The organism is Microcoleus sp. CAWBG640 (genome assembly GCF_020883015.1).
In the GTDB taxonomy this organism is placed as follows: Bacteria; Cyanobacteriota; Cyanobacteriia; order Cyanobacteriales; family Microcoleaceae; genus Microcoleus; species Microcoleus anatoxicus.
Genome location: NZ_JAHRFC010000054.1, coordinates 1 through 20,988, shown reverse-complemented (window position 1 = coordinate 20,988; position 20,988 = coordinate 1). Strand labels below are relative to the sequence as shown.

General features: G+C 45.4%; 12 protein-coding genes. 5 read left to right on the top strand and 7 right to left on the bottom strand.

Annotated elements, in window-relative coordinates; all coding sequences use genetic code 11:
- Positions 1–110: 110 nt before the first annotated feature.
- Positions 111–3,758, bottom strand: coding sequence for a PAS domain S-box protein (locus tag AAFP11_RS21955; RefSeq protein WP_341736661.1), 3,648 nt, complete (start codon positions 3,756–3,758; stop codon positions 111–113).
- A 304-nt stretch (positions 3,759–4,062) separates the two neighbouring features.
- Between AAFP11_RS21955 and AAFP11_RS21950 the strand changes: the two genes are divergently transcribed.
- Positions 4,063–4,827 (top strand): MBL fold metallo-hydrolase, encoded by a 765-nt coding sequence (locus tag AAFP11_RS21950; protein ID WP_341736660.1) that lies wholly within the window; start codon positions 4,063–4,065, stop codon positions 4,825–4,827.
- Between the two features lie 253 nt (positions 4,828–5,080).
- On the opposite strand, the gene ftsZ is transcribed toward AAFP11_RS21950, so the two are convergent.
- Together ftsZ and AAFP11_RS21940 are read right to left on the bottom strand one after the other, a co-directional pair.
- A complete protein-coding gene (gene ftsZ / locus AAFP11_RS21945; protein WP_341736659.1) occupies positions 5,081–6,349 on the bottom strand; it encodes a cell division protein FtsZ in 1,269 nt (422 codons plus the stop codon).
- 562 nt (positions 6,350–6,911) lie between these two features.
- Positions 6,912–7,778: an FtsQ-type POTRA domain-containing protein gene (locus AAFP11_RS21940; protein WP_341736658.1), complete on the bottom strand. Its 867-nt coding sequence runs from the start codon at positions 7,776–7,778 to the stop codon at positions 6,912–6,914.
- A gap of 330 nt (positions 7,779–8,108) precedes the next feature.
- Between AAFP11_RS21940 and AAFP11_RS21935 the strand changes: the two genes are divergently transcribed.
- The 4 genes from AAFP11_RS21935 (at position 8,109) to AAFP11_RS21920 (ending at position 17,365) form a co-directional block, all read left to right on the top strand.
- Entirely contained in the window at positions 8,109–9,440 is a 1,332-nt protein-coding gene (locus AAFP11_RS21935; RefSeq protein ID WP_341736657.1) for an ATP-binding protein, read from the top strand.
- Positions 9,441–10,140: 700 nt separating this feature from the next.
- Positions 10,141–15,615: a hypothetical protein gene (locus AAFP11_RS21930; RefSeq protein WP_341736656.1), complete on the top strand. Its 5,475-nt coding sequence runs from the start codon at positions 10,141–10,143 to the stop codon at positions 15,613–15,615.
- 225 nt (positions 15,616–15,840) lie between these two features.
- Positions 15,841–16,647 (top strand): TPM domain-containing protein, encoded by an 807-nt coding sequence (locus AAFP11_RS21925; RefSeq protein WP_341736655.1) that lies wholly within the window; start codon positions 15,841–15,843, stop codon positions 16,645–16,647.
- 94 nt (positions 16,648–16,741) lie between these two features.
- The gene (locus AAFP11_RS21920) at positions 16,742–17,365 is read left to right on the top strand and encodes a precorrin-8X methylmutase (RefSeq protein WP_340522437.1); all 624 of its coding nucleotides are present in this window, start codon (positions 16,742–16,744) and stop codon (positions 17,363–17,365) included.
- A 2-nt stretch (positions 17,366–17,367) separates the two neighbouring features.
- Here the strand turns inward: AAFP11_RS21920 and AAFP11_RS21915 are convergent, their stop codons facing one another.
- The 4 genes from AAFP11_RS21915 to AAFP11_RS21900 all read right to left on the bottom strand — a co-directional run.
- Positions 17,368–18,906: a hypothetical protein gene (locus AAFP11_RS21915; protein WP_341736654.1), complete on the bottom strand. Its 1,539-nt coding sequence runs from the start codon at positions 18,904–18,906 to the stop codon at positions 17,368–17,370.
- Positions 18,893–19,264 carry a hypothetical protein gene (locus AAFP11_RS21910; protein WP_341736653.1) on the bottom strand — a complete coding sequence of 124 codons (372 nt, stop codon included), beginning with the start codon at positions 19,262–19,264 and terminating at the stop codon, positions 18,893–18,895. The genes AAFP11_RS21915 and AAFP11_RS21910 overlap by 14 nt, the downstream gene beginning before the upstream one ends.
- A gap of 392 nt (positions 19,265–19,656) precedes the next feature.
- Entirely contained in the window at positions 19,657–20,280 is a 624-nt protein-coding gene (locus AAFP11_RS21905; protein WP_341736652.1) for a CHAT domain-containing protein, read from the bottom strand.
- A partial coding sequence (locus AAFP11_RS21900; RefSeq protein ID WP_341738975.1) for a CHAT domain-containing protein occupies positions 20,240–20,988 on the bottom strand: 749 nt, incomplete at its 5' end. The genes AAFP11_RS21900 and AAFP11_RS21905, both read right to left, overlap by 41 nt.

Genomic DNA, 20,988 nt, shown 5'->3' with positions numbered 1-20,988 from the left:
AATTAATTTACTCATCACGATTGTATCAGTTTGTCTATTTGCTAGGTGACTTTGGTAGATTATTTTGAGTCAGGCTCTAAACAGGAGTATGTTAGATTTATCTTCCAGGCTTATCGATCGGCAACAATCACCTGATTGCGTCCAGCAGCCTTGGCTCGATACAGCGCAGCATCCGCAGCCTGAATCACCGCAAAACCAGTCTTACCTCGATCGGGGTAGGAGGCTACTCCCAACGAAGCGGTTATAGATGTCATCTTTTTTCCTTGATAATTGAGTTGTAATTTTTCGATCGCCTTTCTGATTTCTTCGGCTTTTTGATAAGTCCCTTCCAGAGAAGCTTCTGGCAAAATTATGGTCATTTCTTCACCACCATAGCGACAAGCAACATCGGAAGCTCTAATCATATTATTTAGCAGTTTACCGATTTCTTTCAACACTAAATCTCCTGCATCATGACCCAAGGTGTTATTAAATTCCCTGAAGCGATCGAGATCGAGCATGATCATACCCACACTATATTGATTGCGGTCTGCTCTAGGGATTTCTTTAGTGAGAAATTCTTCCAGATAGCGGCGATTGAACAAGCCTGTTAGAGCATCGCGGATGCTTTGATTGACTAATTTTTCTCTAAGGGTAATATTGGCGATCGCCAATCCCAACTGTTCTGCTACTCTCCGTGCTAATAGTTGCCTATTTTCAGTCATTTGATGTGGTTTTGAAGCACACAAATACAGTAACCCTATGGTCTCCCCTTGGGCAATCATCGGCATACAAAGAGACTCTACAGGGGGATGTTGGTGGTCAATATGGTTGCAGAATAGATCGTGTCGCTCGTCACCAATCCAATGCAGTCTCCCCCGTCGCAGAGCCCAACAATCCTTGGGAACAAATATGGTTTCAGAATACAGCGGATTCCCCCAGGATGTTACCATTTCTAACAGATCCCGCGAGTTGGTCATCATAAAAATAGCCCCACCACTTTCAGGAAATAAGGGTTGGGATAGGGTGCCGATTGTAGCGCAAGCTTCCGCCACTGTTAAACAAGATTGTAAGTAATCGCCAATCCCATTGAGCAGAAACATCTCAGCATTTCTTTGCTTGAGTTCGGCAACTCGTTCTTGCAATTCTTGATTAACTCTTTGAAGAGTTTCTTCTGCAAGTTTGCGATCGGTAATATCTGCTGAAGTACCAAAAGTTTGTTTAACCTCACCGTTAGCAGTTCTCATAAATACTGTATCTCGGCTGTGCAGCCACCGCCATTCACCCCGAGCATTTCTGACACGATAATCGATTTCCACAAACTCATTATCTTTGAGGGTAGCGCACTTTTGCATCGCCTCATATACCATGGGTAAATCCTCTGGATGACAAATCGTGGGCAACAAATTGGCTCCCATCAACTTAATAGTTTCAGTACCATAGCCCAGCATTTCCGCTACAGAACGATTTGCATAAATATTGCGTTGTTCGAGCAAGTCGTAAATATACAGGAGATTGGGATTAGTGTCTGTAATTCTCTGAATCAAATGCTGGCTATCCCGCAGTGCTTTTTCAGCTTGTTTGCGATCGGTGACATCCCTAGAAATGCAGACAATTGACTCAATTATACCTTGACTTGTCAGTTCAGGAGCCATTTCCATCTCAAAGGAACGGGTGCCATTGAGTGTTAGTGTCTCAAACTCAATAGTCTGTTTTTTCCCTGTTGTCAACAAAGTCTCCGCCGCAGTTTCCCAAGTATTAATCATCGCTTCTGGGAATCCCAATTCACGACAAGTTTTCCCCAAAAATACCTCCGCTGAAATCCCAGTGATTTTTGTCAAGGACGGGCTGACATAAAGATGTCGTAATTCCGTATCGAAGCGTTCTATAATATTGGGAGAATTTTCAACAAGCGTTTGGTATTGTTGTTTTGACTCTTGCAACGCTGTTTCCGTTGCTTTGCGCTCGGTAATATCTAGTGCCGTTCCATAGAGTCCAATCGTATTACCTTCGGCATCTAGTTGTGCTTCTCCCCGTCCCAGTAAATATCTAATTGAACCATCTTTACGGATTATTCTATGCTCTATTTCATAGGGTTCTCCTGTCACTATCGCCTGCGTGACCAGGCGGTCTAATTTTTCGCGGTCTTCTAAATAAATTATTTGTAAAAACTCTTGATAACTTGGTTCTGATTGGACTAAATCTCTACCAAAAATCCTAAACATTTCTTCTGACCATTTAATTTTGTTCGTGGAAATATTATAATCCCAACTCCCAACATGAGCCACCCGCTGAGCTATCTGTAAACTCTCTTCACTTTCTCGTAGTGCCTCTTCAATCCGTTTCCGCTCGGTAATATCTTCACCAATACTAAAGATACCGATCGTATTTCCGGATGAGTCTTTTAAAACAGTATTATTCCCAACAATAAATCTTTCACTTCCTGCTTTTGTTAAAATTCGATTTTCATAATAATAATGATTCTGAGAACCTAATTTTTCTGAAAACACATTTTCAAATTGTTGCCAATCAGCACAAGGCACAAAGGTTTCCAGCCATAGCCGACCTAAAACTTCTGCTTCGGTATAATCTGTTAGATTTAAAAAAAAAGGATTGATATACTTAATCACACCATTAATGTCAAATTCCACCACCACTAATTGCACGTTATCAAAAACAAATTTCCAACGTTTTTCCGCATTGATCAGCATAATTTCTGATTGTTTGCGTTCGGTGATATCTATCATAATGCCAACAATTCTTACAACTTCTCCCCTCTCATTACAAATAGGTTCTCCTTTTGCAAAAATATAACCACAAGAACCATCTGCCCGCATAAATTTTAAGTCAGTTGCATAGGATTGTCGGCACTGAATAGCATTTTTTAGATGATTCTTAAGACGTTCTCGATCCTCTGGAGAAAATTTGTGCCAGACTTGTTCAGGAGTGAATTCTGCATCCTGGGTATCGAGTCCATAGATTTGATATATTTCAGGAGACCAAATAACTTGGTTTGTGAATACATCAAATTCCCAACTCCCTAATTTGGCAAATTTTTGTGCTTCTTGTAAATGGGCTTCGCTCTGTCGTAAAGCGATGGTGCGTTCTAAAATTCTTTGTTCTAGTTCTGTATTCAGTTGTTGGAGTTTTGCTTCTGCTAGTTTACGCTCGCTAATATCTCTTGCCACCCAAGTTACCGCTGTCTCATTGATGGGAGAAATCATTGCTGAAAACCATAACAACTGACTTCCTACAGACACAGAGTAGTCTAAGCGATCGGTTTTTCTACTTGTCGCTACTTGTCGCACTCGTTGCAGCCAATCGCTATTCAATGATTCTTGAAAAAAGCGATTAATCGTCTGATTCACTATCTCACTACGGACAGCATCAAGGGCTTGATTATTCATGGGAGCAATTTCGATACTGTTTAGATCCTCACCTTGGAGATTCACGATCAGGATCACGTCAGTCATCGCTTCCAATATAGACCTAATTTTATTTTCCGAGTAGGCTAGTTTTTTTTCTAGCAGTTTACGCTCTGCGATTTCTTCATGGAGGTGAGCGTTAATATTGTTCAGGTAGGATGTTTGTTCGTGGATTAGCTTTTGGAGGGCATTCAGTAACTCAGGTAAACTGATTTGCCGATCGCAAGCCGCATCATCCACTATGAGTTTATGCTGTTCACGAGGCGATCTCAGGCTTTTGAGAGTCGCTAATTCCGCTCGCAATGCTTCTAATTCATCCATAAGTTGTTCTTTAGTTTTTTCACAATCGCTCATTGAAAATTCTCCTATAAACCCCAGGCTTTATATCCCATAAGAACTCCCCAGATTTATCCCTGGGATTTATCCTAAAATCTAAAATCTAAAATCTAAAATTTAAAATCCATCGCCCTAAAAGAGCCGTAGGGCATCTTGTTAGTGTATAAATTCTAGCCCGTTACGATGATTTGTTTCTAGAGCATCCCAGACTGATTTTTGGTTGCTTCCCTTTCAGGATGGGATGGTCTGGCTCTGCCCCCTCTTAAAATCGCAACTAAATTGCTATGATTGAAAGAATTGTAAAGTATTATTTAAAACAGCCATGAAACTCACCCGAATTGACCTCAATTCTTGGATTTTTCACCTAGCAGACAAAACTATCCTGGTCGATCCCTGGCTGGTCGATCCCCTCGTATTTTACGGTCAACCCTGGCTGTTCACTGCCTACCACAACACGCCTGTTGCTTTCACTCCCGACACCTTACCGCCCATCGACTTGTTGTTGATTTCCCAAGGATTAGACGACCACTGCCACAAACCTACTCTCGAACGGCTCGATCGCACAATTCCTGCGATCGCATCTCCCACCGCCGCCAAAGTTCTCAGCAGTTTAGGCTATACAAATATCACATCTTTAGCAAATTGGCAAGAATTTAATTATCAAGAAAAGTTACAAATAACCGCAGTTCCCGGAGCTGAAATCCAGCCGGGACAGGAAGAAAACGGTTATTTGCTCAAAGACTTAACCAGTGGCGAAACACTCTACTACGAACCACACTTACCAAACTTAGAAAAAGTTAAACAAAAAATAGAGACAGTAGACGTAGCGATCGCCCCTGTCATCGGTCAAATTTTCCCATTCCTCGGACAAATCATCATCGGGCCATCGGGTGCCCTGAGCCTCGCCCAAGCCCTAAAGCCTAGGTTTTTCCTACCTACAACTATGGGAGACATCCGAGCCACGGGTATTTTACCAATGTTGGTGCGATCGATCGGCAGCATCGCCGAATTTCGGGACTTACTGACAAATTCAGGACTTACAACCCAATTTCTCGAACCCGAACCAGGTCAAACCCTAGAAATTTAAGATTTAAGATTTAAGATTATTGTTCGACCTCAACACTGGATTTCACCGATGACCCGACAGGGTGCGTTTGGCTGGTAACTTCCCCGAAACATCCCTGCGAAAGCGAGTGTCTTTACTGAGAATCCAAGCTTTTTTGGGAATCGCGCAGGGTTTGAACAAAATGGTACATCGTAGATTTGTCTATAAGTGTACCACCTTGTCTATTTAATAGCTAGCTAGGTACTAGCTCAAATCCCAAATCCCAAATCCCAAATCATCTTGGTGGCAGTCGCTTGCGCAAAAAAGCCGGAATATCCAATGCCGAATCCTGTTGCTGTTTCGGGTCAGGCGTCGATTGAGCCGGAGCCACCTGAACAGTAGCAGCCCGCCAAGGAGCATTAGCATTTTGCGTCCTACTCACCGGCTGCTGCGCTGGAATTTCCCCCGAAAAACCAGTAGCGATCACAGTAATCTTAATTTCGCCCTGAAGCCGCTCGTCAATCACCGCGCCAAATATAATATTGGCATTGGGATCGACCACCTCGTAAATGGTTTCGGCCGCCGCATTGACCTCGTGCAAGGTCATATCAGTACCGCCAGTAATGTTAAACACTACACCTCTAGCGCCCTCTATAGAAGAAGCTTCCAGCAACGGCGAAGAAATCGCCTGCATCGCCGCTTCCCTAGCCCGCGACTTGCCAGAACCCACGCCAATACCCATCAGCGCCGAACCTGCATCAGCCATGACAGCCCGCACGTCAGCAAAGTCAACGTTTACCAAACCTGGAATAGTAATAATATCAGAAATACCCTGAACCCCTTGGCGCAGGATATCGTCAGCAACTCGAAAAGCCTCTTGCACAGGCATTTGTTCGGAAATCACCGACAACAGCTTATCGTTGGGAATCACGATCAGGGTATCAACTCGGCTTTTCAACTCTGCGATGCCTTCCTCAGCTTGACTGGTACGACGCCGCCCCTCAAAAGTAAAAGGTCGGGTGACTATCCCCACAGTCAAAGCGCCCATTTCCTTAGCAACCTCAGCCACAATCGGTGCCGCGCCCGTACCCGTACCGCCGCCCATACCTGCGGTGATAAACACCAAATCTGCGTGATTTAACGCATTGGCCACTTCGTCGCGAGATTCCTCAGCAGCCTTTTGACCGATGGCAGGATTGCCTCCTGCACCCAAACCGCGAGTCAGCTTTTGTCCTACTTGCAAGCGTTTGGGTGCGTTGGATAGAACTAGAGCTTGGGAATCAGTATTCACGCACCAAAATTCTACGCCCGAAACCTCGCTAGCAATCATGCGGTTAACGGCATTGCCCCCACCCCCGCCGACGCCAATTACTTTGATTTTGGCTGCACTACTGGGCATGATTTCTTTGGGATTGACCATAGGATCGATATCAATACTATCTACATTTACATAACCAGACTTGCGTCTAAATGGATTGGTGGAATCGTAGGCCACCGGAAAATTTTTGACTTCTTCGGAAGGGGGACTGTCTTCGCCAGACCCCTGTTTAGGATTCAGGGTCATCTCTCTTCCTCCTTGGAGACTCCCGCCAATGCTTTACTCAGTTTGGCTTCGACGTGAGCGCTCAGCCGAGCGGCGATGAGAGGAAAAGGAAAGCATGGTAAGGGTGACATAACTATTCCTGTGGTCGGTGAGGGAACCGTTGCGCCTCAAAAGTGGTGAAACTCCTTGGCATACCTGCTGACATTGCAGGATAGAGACTACCGATATTATTCTCAAAAGATCCGCCTCGGTAGGGCGTTTGATTTGGGGATTTCTCCCCGCCGGATTTCTCCGGTATGGTTAGCGCGCGCCTTGGTTGTCAGTAGAGATCCCAGGAGTATGAACTTTACAGCTTTTTAGCTAAGCACTAATTTACAATCAACTATAGGCTAAGTTGCGCAAAAAACTAGCGCAAGCAAGGCTAAATATTCGCAAGCCTGGATTTGGTCTAGGAACTAGCCGAGAGTTAAATCCATCGAAATCTTTCGATTGATTATTTTTGCTTGACTTCTCCCTGGGGCTGTCTCAGCAGGGCGATGGTGAAGCTTAATTCTGCAGGCGAGTTGGTGAGGGACTTGAGTTTTCACCAACTGCGGAGGATGGAGGTTCGGTGGACGACGGGAAAAGCCGGATTTTTCAAGTCAATGTAGGCTATTTTGCTTGCATCTAGCTGTTTTGGCAATTGTCGCATCCGGTCTAAAACTTTCAGTTGCTCCATGGTTCTGGAACTATGGGGGCCTAGGTGTACAGTTCCAATCTCTGTTTTCAGGATCAAGTTATTCGGGTCTTGCCAGTCTATTTCAAACACTTTCAACGCCAAAGTGCTGAACCCTTGGTAAAACTCCGGCCATTCGGCGCGATAGACTTCCCAGTCTCCGATGACTTTTAAACTTGGCAAAGAACGCTGAGACTGTGTTTCCTGACTGTTGTTGCCCAGGGAGCTACTTTGGGATTGTTTGTCAGTAGTATAGCTGTCAAAGGGCATCCAACCTCCCCTAGCATCCAGCCACCCTACTTTTTGCTTGTCCCTGCCAGCGGTAGTCACCGCCCTCGGTTGGGCCACTGCCACTGGCAGCCGTTCTGCCACTTCTACGGTCAAACTTGGCGGAAATAGGTTGCGAGTCACCTTGGCTTTGGCGATCGGGCCGGTGGCTTCAAGTTTAGAAGCTAGGGCTTGTGGTTGAATCCCCCACAGAGACTGGGGGTAAGAAAGTGGCATCAAAGACCGGACTGCCTTGTCCGAAAGCCAATGATTCCCCTCCACCTTCACTTGTTCCGATCGAGCAATCAACCAAGTCGGCTGGGCTATCCACCACACTAGACCCCCAGCCATCCCACAGGCAGCCAGCATTTGCCACACCACAGTCGCCAATCGAGCGCGACGAAGCCGCTGCAACTGTTGGCGCCTGTGCCCTAACTCTGTTTCTGACACTGATGCAAAACTAGCCATCTACCTCTTGACAAATTGGTAATTATAAAGTAGTGACAATTCAAAACTCTTGAATTTTTCTCAAGTCGCCTGATTGTCCCCTACTATTTAAGCAGATCCCCGCAAAATTACCCAAATTCACGTTCGGCTCCGTAAGATTACCGATTCAGTTTGCCCCTAAAAATTAGTTAATTATTCAGAATTTAAGCCTAGGAAAGCCGATAAGCAGACAGAGGTTGTTGAGTCATTGAGGGCATTACCCCACATGGCAAAAGGCTAAAATTCAAACTAAACTAGAGTTTGAAAGTATATACTTTCTCTGTGAAATTTAACTTTTAGTTAGCTTCAATTGTGATCGCACTGGAATTAGACAGATTCTATAAAGCCTGCAACCCTAGCAAGACCCTTGTCGCGGGCGACCCAGGAGATTATCAATACTACATTGATTTTGCTTCGGTACGGGGCGGTAAAATCATTGAATCTTTGCAGCGGACAATTACCCGTATCTCCCCAGACCAGCCTACTTGTCAACTATTTACAGGACATATCGGTTGTGGCAAATCTACTGAATTGTTTCGACTTAAAGCTGAGCTAGAGCAAGAGGGTTTTTACGTCGTTTACTTTGAGTCTTCTCAAGATTTAGATATGGGTGACGTAGACATCAGCGATATTTTGCTGAGCATTGCTCGCCAAGTCAGCGAAACGATGGAGTCAGCCAAAATTAAACTCAGACCAAGTTATTTCACTAATCTGTTTGCAGAAGTCGCAGAATTTTTGCAGACTCCCATTGATTTATCCGCAGAAGCAGAGTTATCTGTAGGGATTGCTAGAGTTACTGCTAAAACTAAAGACTCTCCCAAACTAAGATCGCAGCTTAGACAATACCTCGAACCCCGCACTAATAGCATCTTGCAGTCAATTAACGAAGAACTCCTGGATGTAGCCAACCTCGAACTCAAACGTCAAGGTAAAAAAGGACTCGCAGTGATTGTTGATAACCTCGATCGCCTCGACGGAGGTCTCAAACCCAGCGGACGCACCCAGCCAGAATACCTTTTTTTAGACCGTGGCGAACAGTTGAAAAAACTCAATTGCCACGTAGTCTACACTATTCCTCTGACTTTAATTTTTTCCAATGACTTCGGTAGACTCGCCAGTAGATTTGGAGTTAAACCCAAGGTGATGCCGATGGTTCCGGTACAAATTCGATCGGGGGAAGACCACTCGGAAGGAATGGCCCTACTACGCCAGCTCGTATTGGCTAGAGCCTTCCCCAAGGTTGCTCCTTCCCAACGCCTCGATTTGATTTCCAAGGTGTTCGACTCTCCTGAAACCTTAGACAGACTCTGCCGCATTAGTGGCGGTCACGTTCGCAATCTACTGATGCTGTTGTATAGCTGTTTGCAGCACGAAGACCCGCCTTTTACTCGCGAATGTTTGGAAAGTGTCATTCAAGAATATCGCGACGACTTGTTGGGAGCAGTCAACGATATGGAATGGGAATTGTTGTTTCAAGTCGTAAACCGACAAACAGTGACTGGTGAAGAAGAGTCTCAAATTTTATTGCGAAGTATGTTTGTTTTTGAATATCGCGATCCCGAAGGTCGCTGGTTTGGTATCAATCCAGCCCTAGCAGAAACTAGAAAATATAAGGAGTGGCAACAGCGAGTGCACCAAAAATAGTTTTAAGTTTTGAGATTGTTCCCGATCGGACCGATTTGAAATTAAAACTAGAACCAGCCCCCGGAGCAATCGAGGGGGCAATTTTTTACTTATAAAATCTCCCATCTAAAATCTCTATCCTTTAGGAGATATTTGCAGCCCTAGGATGTTCCCATGTCAGACCCCCTAGGGCTGGTTTTAACTATTGCTTTTAACCTCACATAGTCTTATCCCCTATCTCATAAATTTTTGTGTCCTTTGGTTTGGCTGAGTGCCTGCTACAGATAATTCTGCGTTGACACTAATAGCTAACTCCGAGAGTTCTCAGATGATGTCAGATTCAAGACTGAGAATACTGCTGTTACACCATTGCTTCGTTCCGCTCTCAAGCCTATACCAGTAGACTATTTATCAGCACTTAACCGGAGTTGATATCATAGGTTAGCAACTAGCCATTCATCCCCTAGATAAATTTATCTGTAGCTGACTAAAAAACACATTAATTTTAATTTAATATTTATATATAAATCTAGCTTTCTATTAGATTGAGAGGTATGATGTGTTTGGATTGAACTAGGGAGAGTAGGGCTGGAGAGACTAGATAAGTGCGAAAAATTACGTAGTAATAAAGGTATAAAGTGCTTGAAGGAAATAAGTGTATATAAGTAGAGACAGTTTCAGTCATCATTAGGTTGTTTATTTCTGGAAATGGGGTGCACGCATGACAGACATGATTAAATTACGAGAAACTGCCAGCTACAACGAGCGATCGCTCAAAACCCTGGTACGGTCGATCGCGATGTCTCAACAGCAATTCTCCCTAATCTTGGTGCGCTGCAACTACGAGCATTTACGCCAGCAAATGGTCAAGCGACTGCGAGAAATGTCCCCACTGCCCATCCAAGATGTAGTCCTACGGCCAGGAGTCAAAACCCTCTACAGTACCTTGCTCGCCAACACCCAAAACCACGGGCAGTTCCCAGGGGCTGCTGCCTCTGCTGTGATGGTGTTCGGCTTAGAAACGGTAGTAGCGATCGACGAAGTGATGGCATCTACCAATCAAGTGCGAGACGAGTTTCGCAAAAATTTTTCCTGTCCCGTGGTTTTGTGGGTGACAGATGACATCGTGACCAAAATGATTCGTCTGGCCCCGGATTTCAAGAGTTGGGCCGCGGCCACAATTAAATTTGAAATGGCCGTGGACGAATTGATCGATTTTCTCGCCCAGCGAGCTGATGGCATATTTCGAGTAGGCGAACTCAACCCCCAATGGGGAAACAGCACAGCCGCCAAATCCGGCTTTAGCACCTACGACGACACCGACTTAGAAAAACCCACTCAGGAAAGCGAAATCCGGCAGGGGGAGCGTTTTCTCACACCTCATCCTCGATCGCAAAACTCCCAAACATCGAATATCCAGTCCTATTCGCCCTTGAGTCCGGGAAATAACCTCGATTTGGCGATCGGTTCCTTATCGCGCCGAGAACTCGAAATAGCTTTAAGAGATTTGCAAAATCGCGACCAAGAATTAGAACCAGCCCTCGAAGCCAGCCTGCAATTCGTTCTTGGTAGAGACTACTACGTCAGCGACCAAACCGAAACCGCTTTGATCCACTACCAGCAAAGCTTAGTATTTTGGCAGCAGCAAACCGGCAATTGGGAACTCAAAAACTGGGAAAAGTCCTGGGAAACACAAAACCTTTCCTGCACTTTGTCTAATCCGGTCCCTAATATTCTTTTTTTAGAGAGGGAGGGCATAGTGCTGTTTCACATAGCCCTGTGTCACCGCTTACAAGCAGCCAGAAATCCAGTAGCCAACCGCCAGCATTGGGAGCAAGCCTGGATTAGCCTAGAACAGTCTAGAAATGCCTTCTCCCTTGCCGATCGCCCCGAATTAGTAGCAGAGGTAACGGCACACCTAGGAGAGGTATTGCAACGCCTGGAAGCTTGGGGAGAATTGCAAGCATTGGCGGAAAATTCCTTGCAGTTACACTTCACCTACGGAACTCCGAGCCAGCTAGCTCAAGATTACGGCTTTTTAGCAGAAGTGGCGCTGCAACAGTCGAGGTGGAGTCAAGCCCGTCAGCTAGCCGAATTGGCCTTAGCCATACTAGATCAAACCCCTAACGATTTGAGATTGCTAATTGAAGATTTAAGATTGGGTTTTTCCGGGAATTATCCAGAGTTTGTCGGGACTAACCAGTCAATTAACGAACCCAAATCAAAAATCCAGCATCCCAAATCAGACAGAAGTTCCTATCTTTTACTGTTAGCCCAAAGTTTGCGACAACTAGGACAGTGGGAAGCCGCAGTTCATTCTTTGGAATTGGCTCAAAGTCAAAGCGAGCCAAAGTACGACCCCCGGCTTTACATTGATATTTTGACCGAACTGCAAGCGGTTTATTTCGAGCAGGGAGAGTACCTCAAGGCTTTTCGGATTAAAAAAAACCAGCGATCGATCGAATATCAATACGGATTTAGAGCTTTTATCGGAGCCAGTCAATTGCAGCAGCAGCGACAAGCCGTCAACCCGTCGAGTCCCTCAGCCAAAAACCAAGCAGCAATTGCAGCGGAAATGACAGCCTACTCCCGCCAGAAAGATATCAATAACTTGCTGGAAAGAATTAGCAGGGACGACCATAAATTAACGATTATTCACGGGCCCAGCGGAGTTGGCAAAAGTTCTTTAGTCAATGCGGGATTAGTACCTGCTTTAAAAAATATCACTCCGGGCGCACGGGATACTTTGCCTGTATTAGTCAAAGTTTATAGTGATTGGCTCAGAGAATTAGAAAATGCTTTGAATGGCGCGCTGTACGAAAAACAAGTCGAAGAAGACAGGAAATTAATCCAAAATGGAGTCGGGGAATTTTCTCGAAAAAATCAATTAGTCATACCAGGGCGTACCGAAGAAGCTTCATCTTTTTTGGTTGAACAATTGCGACAAAATTCCCAGAATAATTTATTGACTATTTTAATATTTGACCAGTTTGAAGAATTTTTCTTTGTTTCAACCTCGGTAGCTCAAAGACAACTGTTTTATAAGTTTTTACGCTTATTTTTAAATCTCCCTTTTGTCAAAGTAATCCTCTGCCTGAGAGAAGATTATTTACATTATTTACTAGACTGCGATCGCTTTCCCAATCTCGACGCAATTAATAATAATATTCTCGACAAAAGCATCCGCTATCAACTGCGAAGTTTTTCCATTAAAGATGCGCGGGCTGTGATCGGACACTTGACAGAACGCGCAGAATTTTACTTAGAACCAGAACTAATTAATGCCTTCGTCGAAGACTTATCAGACGAATTGCAAGAAATTCGACCGATCGAATTGCAAGTGGTGGGAGCGCAACTGCAAGAAGAAAACATTACGACCATAGAACAATACCAGCAGTTGGGTGACAACCCCAAAGCAGAATTAGTCAAGCGATCGCTCGAACGAGTCATTTCTGACTGCGGTCCTGTCAACGAAGACGCAGCTTGGAAAATTTTATTTTCCTTGACCGATGAAAGAGGGGTCAGACTGATCAAAACCAAACATGAACTCTCATTAGTTACAGGGGTGCAGCCCGAAGATGTGGAGGAACCAGATTTGTCTGGGATGGGCAGAATCAGCCTAATTTCACTACAGCGCAAACTGGGAAAAAACTCAGAAATAGAACCCAAAAAAACCGATAACCTCGAATTAATTTTAGACATTTTAGTCGGTCATGGTTTGTTATTTTTGCTGCGGGAATCCCCCGAAGATCGTTATCAATTGGTTCACGACTATCTAGTCCGCCCCATCCGCGATAGATTCGGCTTAGAAGCCAGACTGCACAAAGCAGAAGCTGACAAAAACATGAGTCAAGCACAGCTATACCGGGCGAATATTTTTCTCAAACAACTTTTGGGATTAGCAGCGATCGGCGTACTGCTGCTAACCAGTTCCACCGTCGCCGCCGTCAACTTTTGGTGGCGAGCAGTGGGACAAAAACAACTAGCTGTAGCTCAAACTCAGCGCGCCGAAATTAGCACTCTAACGGCGGCTTCTGAAGCACTTTATTTTTCCAATAACAAATTTGATGCCATGATGGAAAGTTTGAGAGCGGGGAGACAATGGAGGCAAATCGAACACTCCCAAGAAACCCACACTCTCAAAGACACAGAAATTTTGATTTCTGCCTCCCTCCAACAGGCGGTTTACGGTATCAAAGAACGCAACCGATTAGAAGGACATGGAGATGTAGTTTGGGGTCTAAATTTTAGCCCTGATGGGCAAACAATTGCCTCGGCTAGTGTAGACAAAACAGTCAAACTTTGGGCGAGGGGTGGTAGCTTGCTGGCAACTTTTAAAGGCCACACTAACAACGTTACCAGTGTGGCTTTCAGTCCTGACAGCAAAACGATCGCCTCCGGAAGCTTAGATAAAACAATCAAACTTTGGAAAACCGACGGCACTTTACTGGCAACTTTTAAAGGTCATACTAATAGTGTTACCAGTGTCACTTTTAGCCCGGATGGACAAACGATCGCCTCTTCGTCTACAGACAAAACTGTCAAACTCTGGAAAACCGATGGTACACTCCTGCAAACCATCCCACAACTAGCACCCGTAAATTGGGTCAGTCTCAGCCACAACGGTCAAATTATAGCCGTGGCCAGCGATGACGGTACTGTGAAACTGTGGAGTTCTGACGGTAGGCTAATCGCGAATCTGTGGCACAGCGAAAATAGAAAACCTTCTAAAGTTTACACCGTCAGTTTCTCCCCCGATGATGAAACCCTGGCTTCTGGTGGTGAGGACAACACAGTCAAAATTTGGAATGTCGGCCCACTTCAAAACAATCCACAACTAAATTCAATCGACAAAACAGACTTGCTGCTAACAACTTTGCGGGGACATAGCAAATGGGTATTTGGCGTCAGCTTCTCCCCTGATGGTCAAACTCTGGCTTCTGGTGGTGCTGATAGAACGGTCAAACTCTGGAGTCTGGTTGATATTCATGGAAAACACCTGTTAGATGGTGGCAAATTTAAACCAGTCGGCCGCTTGCTCAGAACCTTTGAAGGACACGCCGATCGAGTTACTCAGGTAAGTTTTAGCCCGGATGGCAAAACCCTGGCTTCCGCAAGTTTTGACAAAACTATCAGGCTGTGGCGACTGGATGATGTACCTCTGAAAACCCTTGACGGACACCACAACCGCGTCCTCAGCGTTACTTTCAGCCCCGATGGCCAAAGGCTGGCTTCTGCTTCTATGGACAAAACTATCAAGCTCTGGAGTCGTACAGGGGTGTTGTTGGAAACCTTGGAGGGACACACTCAGAGAGTATCCAGCCTTAGTTTCAGCCCCGACGGCTTGCTGCTTGCTTCTGGAAGTCATGACAAAACAGTGAAAATCTGGAGTTTAAAAGAAGATGGCATTACTAATATGTTGCCTTGTCCTTCGGCTCCACTGTTCCCCTGTTCTCCTTCTGTGTTGTTCACTCTCGATGGACACAGCGACAGCGTGACTAGCGTCAGTTTTAGCCCCGACAGCGAGATTGTGGCTTCGGCGAGTAAGGACAAAACTATTAAACTCTGGACTAGAAACGGTAGGTTGATTAAAACTTTGACGGGACACAAAGGCTGGGTGACTAGCGTTAGTTTCAATCCCGACGGTTCCATGCTGGCTTCGGCTAGCGATGACGGTACGGTGAAATTGTGGAATCGGGATGGTCGTTTGCTGAGGACTTTTGAAGGGGCTCACAACAGTTTTGTGTTGGGGGTGGCTTTCAGCCCTGATGGGCAAATGCTGGCTTCGGCTGGTTATGACAATTCGGTGAAGTTGTGGAATGTGGATGGGACTTTGGTGGCGACGCTACTCAAGGGTTCTAGCGACAGCGTGACTAGCGTCAGTTTTAGCCCGGATGGTTTGTTGATTGCTTCGGGTAGTTACGATCGCAAGGTGAAGTTGTGGAGTCGTAGTGGCACTTTGTTGAAAACTTTGACTGGACATAAAGACAGTGTGATGAGTGTGAGTTTTAGCCCGGATGGGAAGGTTCTGGCTTCTGCTGGTAGGGATAATCGGGTGATTTTGTGGAATTTGGACTTGGACGATTTGTTGGTGAGGGGCTGCGATTGGGTGGGGGATTATCTGAGGACTAATCCCAATGTCAGCGATCGCGATCGGCGCCTCTGCGACGGGGTAGCGCCTAAATCTCAGTTTTAGTCAGTTGGCGGTTGGAGGTTGACGGTTGTCATTAGTTGCCAATGCCCCATGCCCGATGCCCGATGCTACTTTCCTGTTCCAAACTTTCCTTATCCCAACTCTTCCCCTTCCCCCCCGCTTCCTGTAAAGTAAATAATTGTAAAGAAATATGAGTTTTCTCTTATCCTCTGGTTAAGACTGCCAGCTAGTATTCATTCACAATTGAGACCCAGATTAGAACTTCCTATGTCACAGTTTTCCCCACGCCAATTTCTAGCCTCTGCTGCTGCCTTTTTCCTGGCTTTGTCCCTATGGGCGATCGCACCAGCAGCCCATGCTTTCAACAATCCTGATTTGTTGCCACAAATTCAGACTCCGATCATTGATTTAGCTAAAGCCCTTACAGAGATTGAAGAACAGGACTTGGCAAAAAATTTAAGTGCCTTTGAGGCGGAAACTGGCTGGAAGTTGCGAGTGCTGACTCAGTACGATCGCACCCCCGGTTTGGCCGTCAAAAATTATTGGGGCTTAGATCAAAAGAGTGTGCTGTTAGTTGCCGATCCGCGAGGTGGCAATCTCCTGAACTTTAATGTGGGAGACTCTTTGTATCCTCTGTTGCCGCGCACTTTTTGGGTGGAACTGCAAACCCGCTACGGTAATCAGTTTTTTGTGCGGGACAATGGGGAAGATCGAGCGATTATTGAATCTTTGGAGTCGATCGAAGGCTGTCTGCGTCAAGGTGGATGTCGCGTGGTTCCCGGTTTGCCTAGGGAACAGTGGATTTTGACTTTAATTTCTTCGGTGCTAGGCGGGGTCATCTGCGGGTTTGCAGCTCAACCACGGAAACCGGGACAGTTGGTGGCTTGGCAGTGGGCGCTGATTTTTTCGCCTCTGTGGGGCATCTTGTTTTTTGCCTTCGGTGTCGGCCCTGTGGTGATTCGGACTTCTGAGTGGCTGCCTTTGGTGCGGAATGTGGCTGGTTTTGCGATCGGGGCTTTGGTGGCATTCCTCACTCCCGTACTCGGCAAGTCCTCACCCTCATCAGAAAGTTAGTTTCTACCTTGGCAGTTGGCAGTTGGGAGTTGGCAGTTAACTAAAAGCTGATAAGCTGATACTTGATAATTCACAGGCGACAGCTATTCAACACATGGAATGGCACTTAAGCGATGCCCAGAGTCTGGGATTAATCGATAACGAAATTGGCGATCATGGTTTTTCGGCGGCGGAATATGAAATTGTCCGCCGTGTGATTTATGCAACCGCTGATTTTGAATATAAGTCTTTAATCAGTTTTTCCGATCAGGCTTTGCAAGCTGGGGCGGCAGCTTTGGCTGCTCGGACTACGATTGTGGTAGATGTGCCCATGGTCCAGGTGGGGATTACGCCACTGCTCCAAAGTACCTTTGCCAATCCGGTGTACTGTTCAATGGAAGCTTTGACGCGCCCTCAAAAGGAAAAAACGCGGGCTGCTTGGGGGATTGAAACCTTGGCTAAACGCTATCCAGAGGGAATTTTTGTAGTTGGCCAAGCTCAAACTTCTCTGTCGGCGATCGTCGATTTAATTGAGGCTGAGGAAATTCGCCCTGCTTTGGTGATTGGGACTCCTTCTGGGTTTGTGGGGGTGGATGTGGCTAAGTCTCGCTTACACGATTCGATGATTCCTCATATTCGGATTGAGGGGCGGAAGGGTTCGGCGGTGGTGGCTGTGGCGATTGTGAATGGGCTGGTGGATTTGGCTTGGCAGGCTTACGGCCAAGAGGGGAATAGTTGATATTACCTGAAAGGTGGCAACTGCTGCTTGATTTTAGGCAGTAGTTGCTTGATTTTGATTCCAAACATAAACACAAACCACACTGCGCCACCGGCTCCCAAACTAATCAATAGCACTAACACAAAAGGATGAATTTCAACACTACTCAATAATGGCAAGTAAAATTTGCGATCGGGCGCGTCTTGTTTAATCAAATAAGGAGCGCCACCAGCCACTACTCCCGCTACTCCCAAACCAAAGCCCACTGCTTGAATCGTAACTTCAAGTTTCGCATCCCGATAAGCTTCTTCAATGGAGACAACGCCTCGAATTGCTTCCATTGCCTTATCTAGCAAACCCGAACCGTGTTGGAAATAGCCTAAATCTGCCTGAATCTGCCTTTGAAACTGCGGGCAATTTTGCGTGCTGAATGTTGCGAGAAAACTTAAATCGGCATCACTATCATTATACTTTTTACAAGCTTTGATGTCAAGACTTATTTGATTTAATTTATCTTGGTAATTTTGGGCATTAATGGCGATCGTATTTTCGCGAAACTGCAAATCACTAAGCATCCGGGCATACTTGACAGCCCGCTGCGGAAGCTCAATCATCTGAGTTTCCAGAAACTCTAATTCCTCCTCATTTAAACCAGCACCTTTCGATTGTCGTTGCTGAGCTTTATCCCGCTGCAAATACTGGAAAGTCTTGTCAATATCCAAGTCAATTTGTTTGTACTCCTCGCGAATCACCGCGTAAAGTTTGCGGCAATCGCCATAAGCCCGAAGAATCTTATTGCGGTACAAAAACAAATCCATAAAATCACTGTAGCGCGTCTCATCCCAGATATCATCAGTTGTTGGACTGTTAAAAAACCAGATAATAATGTGACAGTAACTATCGGGCTGATTAAGATTTCCATATTCCAAAATTGGACTACCAAATAACTCGCCTTCACGACATAAATCCGGGAGATTGTCACCAGAAATCAATTTTTCCAGACACTCTTTACCTAAATTTTTGATAAACTGTGGATTTTCCCGCGCCTCTCGATTTTGTTCGACACTCAGCCAAGCCGTAAGCAGCAAAGTTTGCCCGAAATAACTCTGCACAAAATCTGGCAACAAGCAGTTATCGGGATTAAACTGCTTCAAGATGCTAACATCGACATCTGGTGTTTTAATGTTGTTAACTTTTTTGGGAATCCGAATTTGTAAACCCAGGGCATAGCTGTCGTCAATTCGCATCGGTAGGGCGAAACCCTTGACAGGAATAAGTTGATTTTCAAAGAAAATCTCCTTATCAAAAGGCAGAGAATTGCGGTTGCCAACCGCTTGTTTGTCGATCAGGTTAACTCGCAATCCCGCAGGTGGGTTTTTGATGTACAAATTGTTGGCATTTAATTCCGTATTGACTGCCAACTTATCTTGCAATATCTCGTTGGATTTGTGCCACAAACTTGCAAATTCCACAGGGGAATTCGACTCTGAATCTAGGGCGTTGCAGAGGTGAAAAGCAAACAGATAGACGTTGGGGGCATAGATTTTGCTACTTGGAGTCATTGGTGGTATCTGATTGATTATCTGCGGCGCTTTCTTGAAGTTTTTTGTAGCTATCTTCAATGCTGGTACGCAGAATTTGAGTAATATTGGTTAGCGGCTGCATTGTAGTTGGGGTGGGTTCGCCCGGATCATCAATTTCTTTTTTGCATTTAGCAACAGCAATTTTTAATTCCTCTCCCAATGTATGAATGGCGCACCACTTGCTGATAGTCATAGCAATGGGAAACAATTCATCATCTGCTGATTCGGCTATTTCTGCTTTTAATTTAGGTAAATCTTGCCATGCTGTCGGCATGAAAATACTGGGATTTTCGTGCAGCCATTGCAGGAAAGCATAGATAATTTTGTCAGGTTCCATTGTAATTACTCCCGTGATTTAAAAAATATAAATTCGTAGGGGCGGGTTCACCAACCATAATAGCCTGAAATCGACAATCTCGAAAACCCGCCCAACCCAACGAAAAATCATCATCTACATTTTAACATTTGGTGCAAATTTCAGGTTGATGGGGGTTATTGGTGGGGTGGGGCGGGTTTATTTAGATTTTTGGTAATTGTTATATATTGTTGGTAAAACCCGCCCCTACAAAATTTGGGTAAATGTTCAATCATCTACATTTTAACATTCGATGTAAATTTTAGGTTGATGGGGGTTATTGGTGGGGTGGGGCGGGTTTATTTAGATTTTTGGTAATTCTTATATATTGTTGGTAAAACCCGCCCCTACAAAATCATGTGTTCCTACCTAACTTAATATCCAGTCGCACAGAATGCGGCCCAATATATCGGATCGCGGAACGGCTGTTCCTCACTCGAACACACTAACCATAATTCCACACTTTGTCTGGATTTTTCATCTAAATTTAACAATCCTACCCAAACTCGAAAATCCTCCTCACTCACAGCGCGCATCCAGTTTTGCGCCGCATTCAAAGCAATCGCAACCGAATCTGCCTTCGGCAATTCCTGATAAAATTTAATCATCAAAATTGCCGTGGCAAAATCATCGACAGCCCACAAACTGCTGACAACATTCATGCTACCCGCATACAAGAAACCGCTGGGTAAACCAATGTACTCATCTGTCATGGCGGTGGAAGTTGTTAACCCGGTTTCGCAGGCGGAAAGTGTGACGAGACTGCACTTGGATAACTGCAATTCGCCGAAGATGTCGCGCAGGGTGAGGCATTTTTCGGGGATGGCTTTTCTGCCGCTGCGTAGGGTGACGTAGCGTTTAGTTTCTAGTCCATCTTTTTCTAACCCACCGTTAGCAAGAGGTTTTTCTTCTCTTAGCCCCCCCTTAGCAAAGGAGTTTTCTTCTCTTAGCCCCCCCTTAGCAAAGGAGTTTTCTTCTCTTAGCCCCCCCCTTAGCAAAGGAGTTTTCTTCTCTTAGCCCCCCCCTTAGCAAGGGGGGGTTGGGGGGGTTAATTTCTGGGGGTTGGGGGGGGTTAATTTCTGGGGGTTGGGGGGGGTTAATTTCTAATACCGGTTCGAGGGAATCCGCTAAGACTAGGGATGATTGTAGCGGATAGTCGAAGTCGAATACGCCGTGACAGGAAAAGTGCAGGTAGCTGGCATTTGCGATGTTTTCTCCGTTGGCGTTGAAGGCGATTTTTGTGGCTTGTTTTTTGAGTAATATTTGATGCAAGTCGAATCGGGTTTTGATGGTTTCTACTTCCATATCGGCGTTGAATAAGTCTTCGGTGGGATTCTGGAGGGCGAAGAGTTGTTGTTGATTTGGTGGGGGGGATTTTCTGGTGGTACAGTCAATTGGCAAAGCGGTGGGAGTGCGAACTTCTAAAGCTGCTTCATAAAATGCGATCGCCTTTTCGATATTCTCACCTCTGTCTCCCCAAATTCTGTCTTTGTAAGCTGTTGCTAAATTATTTTGAGTCATCGCCCAATCTTGAGGCAAAGCTGGGCGGGTACGAACTTCTAAAGCAGCTTCATAACATTCGATCGCCTTTTCGATATTCTCACCTCTGTCTCCCCAAATTCTGTCTTTGTAAGCTGTTGCTAAATTATTTTGAGTCATCGCCCAATCTTGAGGCAAAGCTGGGCGGGTACGAACTTCTAAAGCAG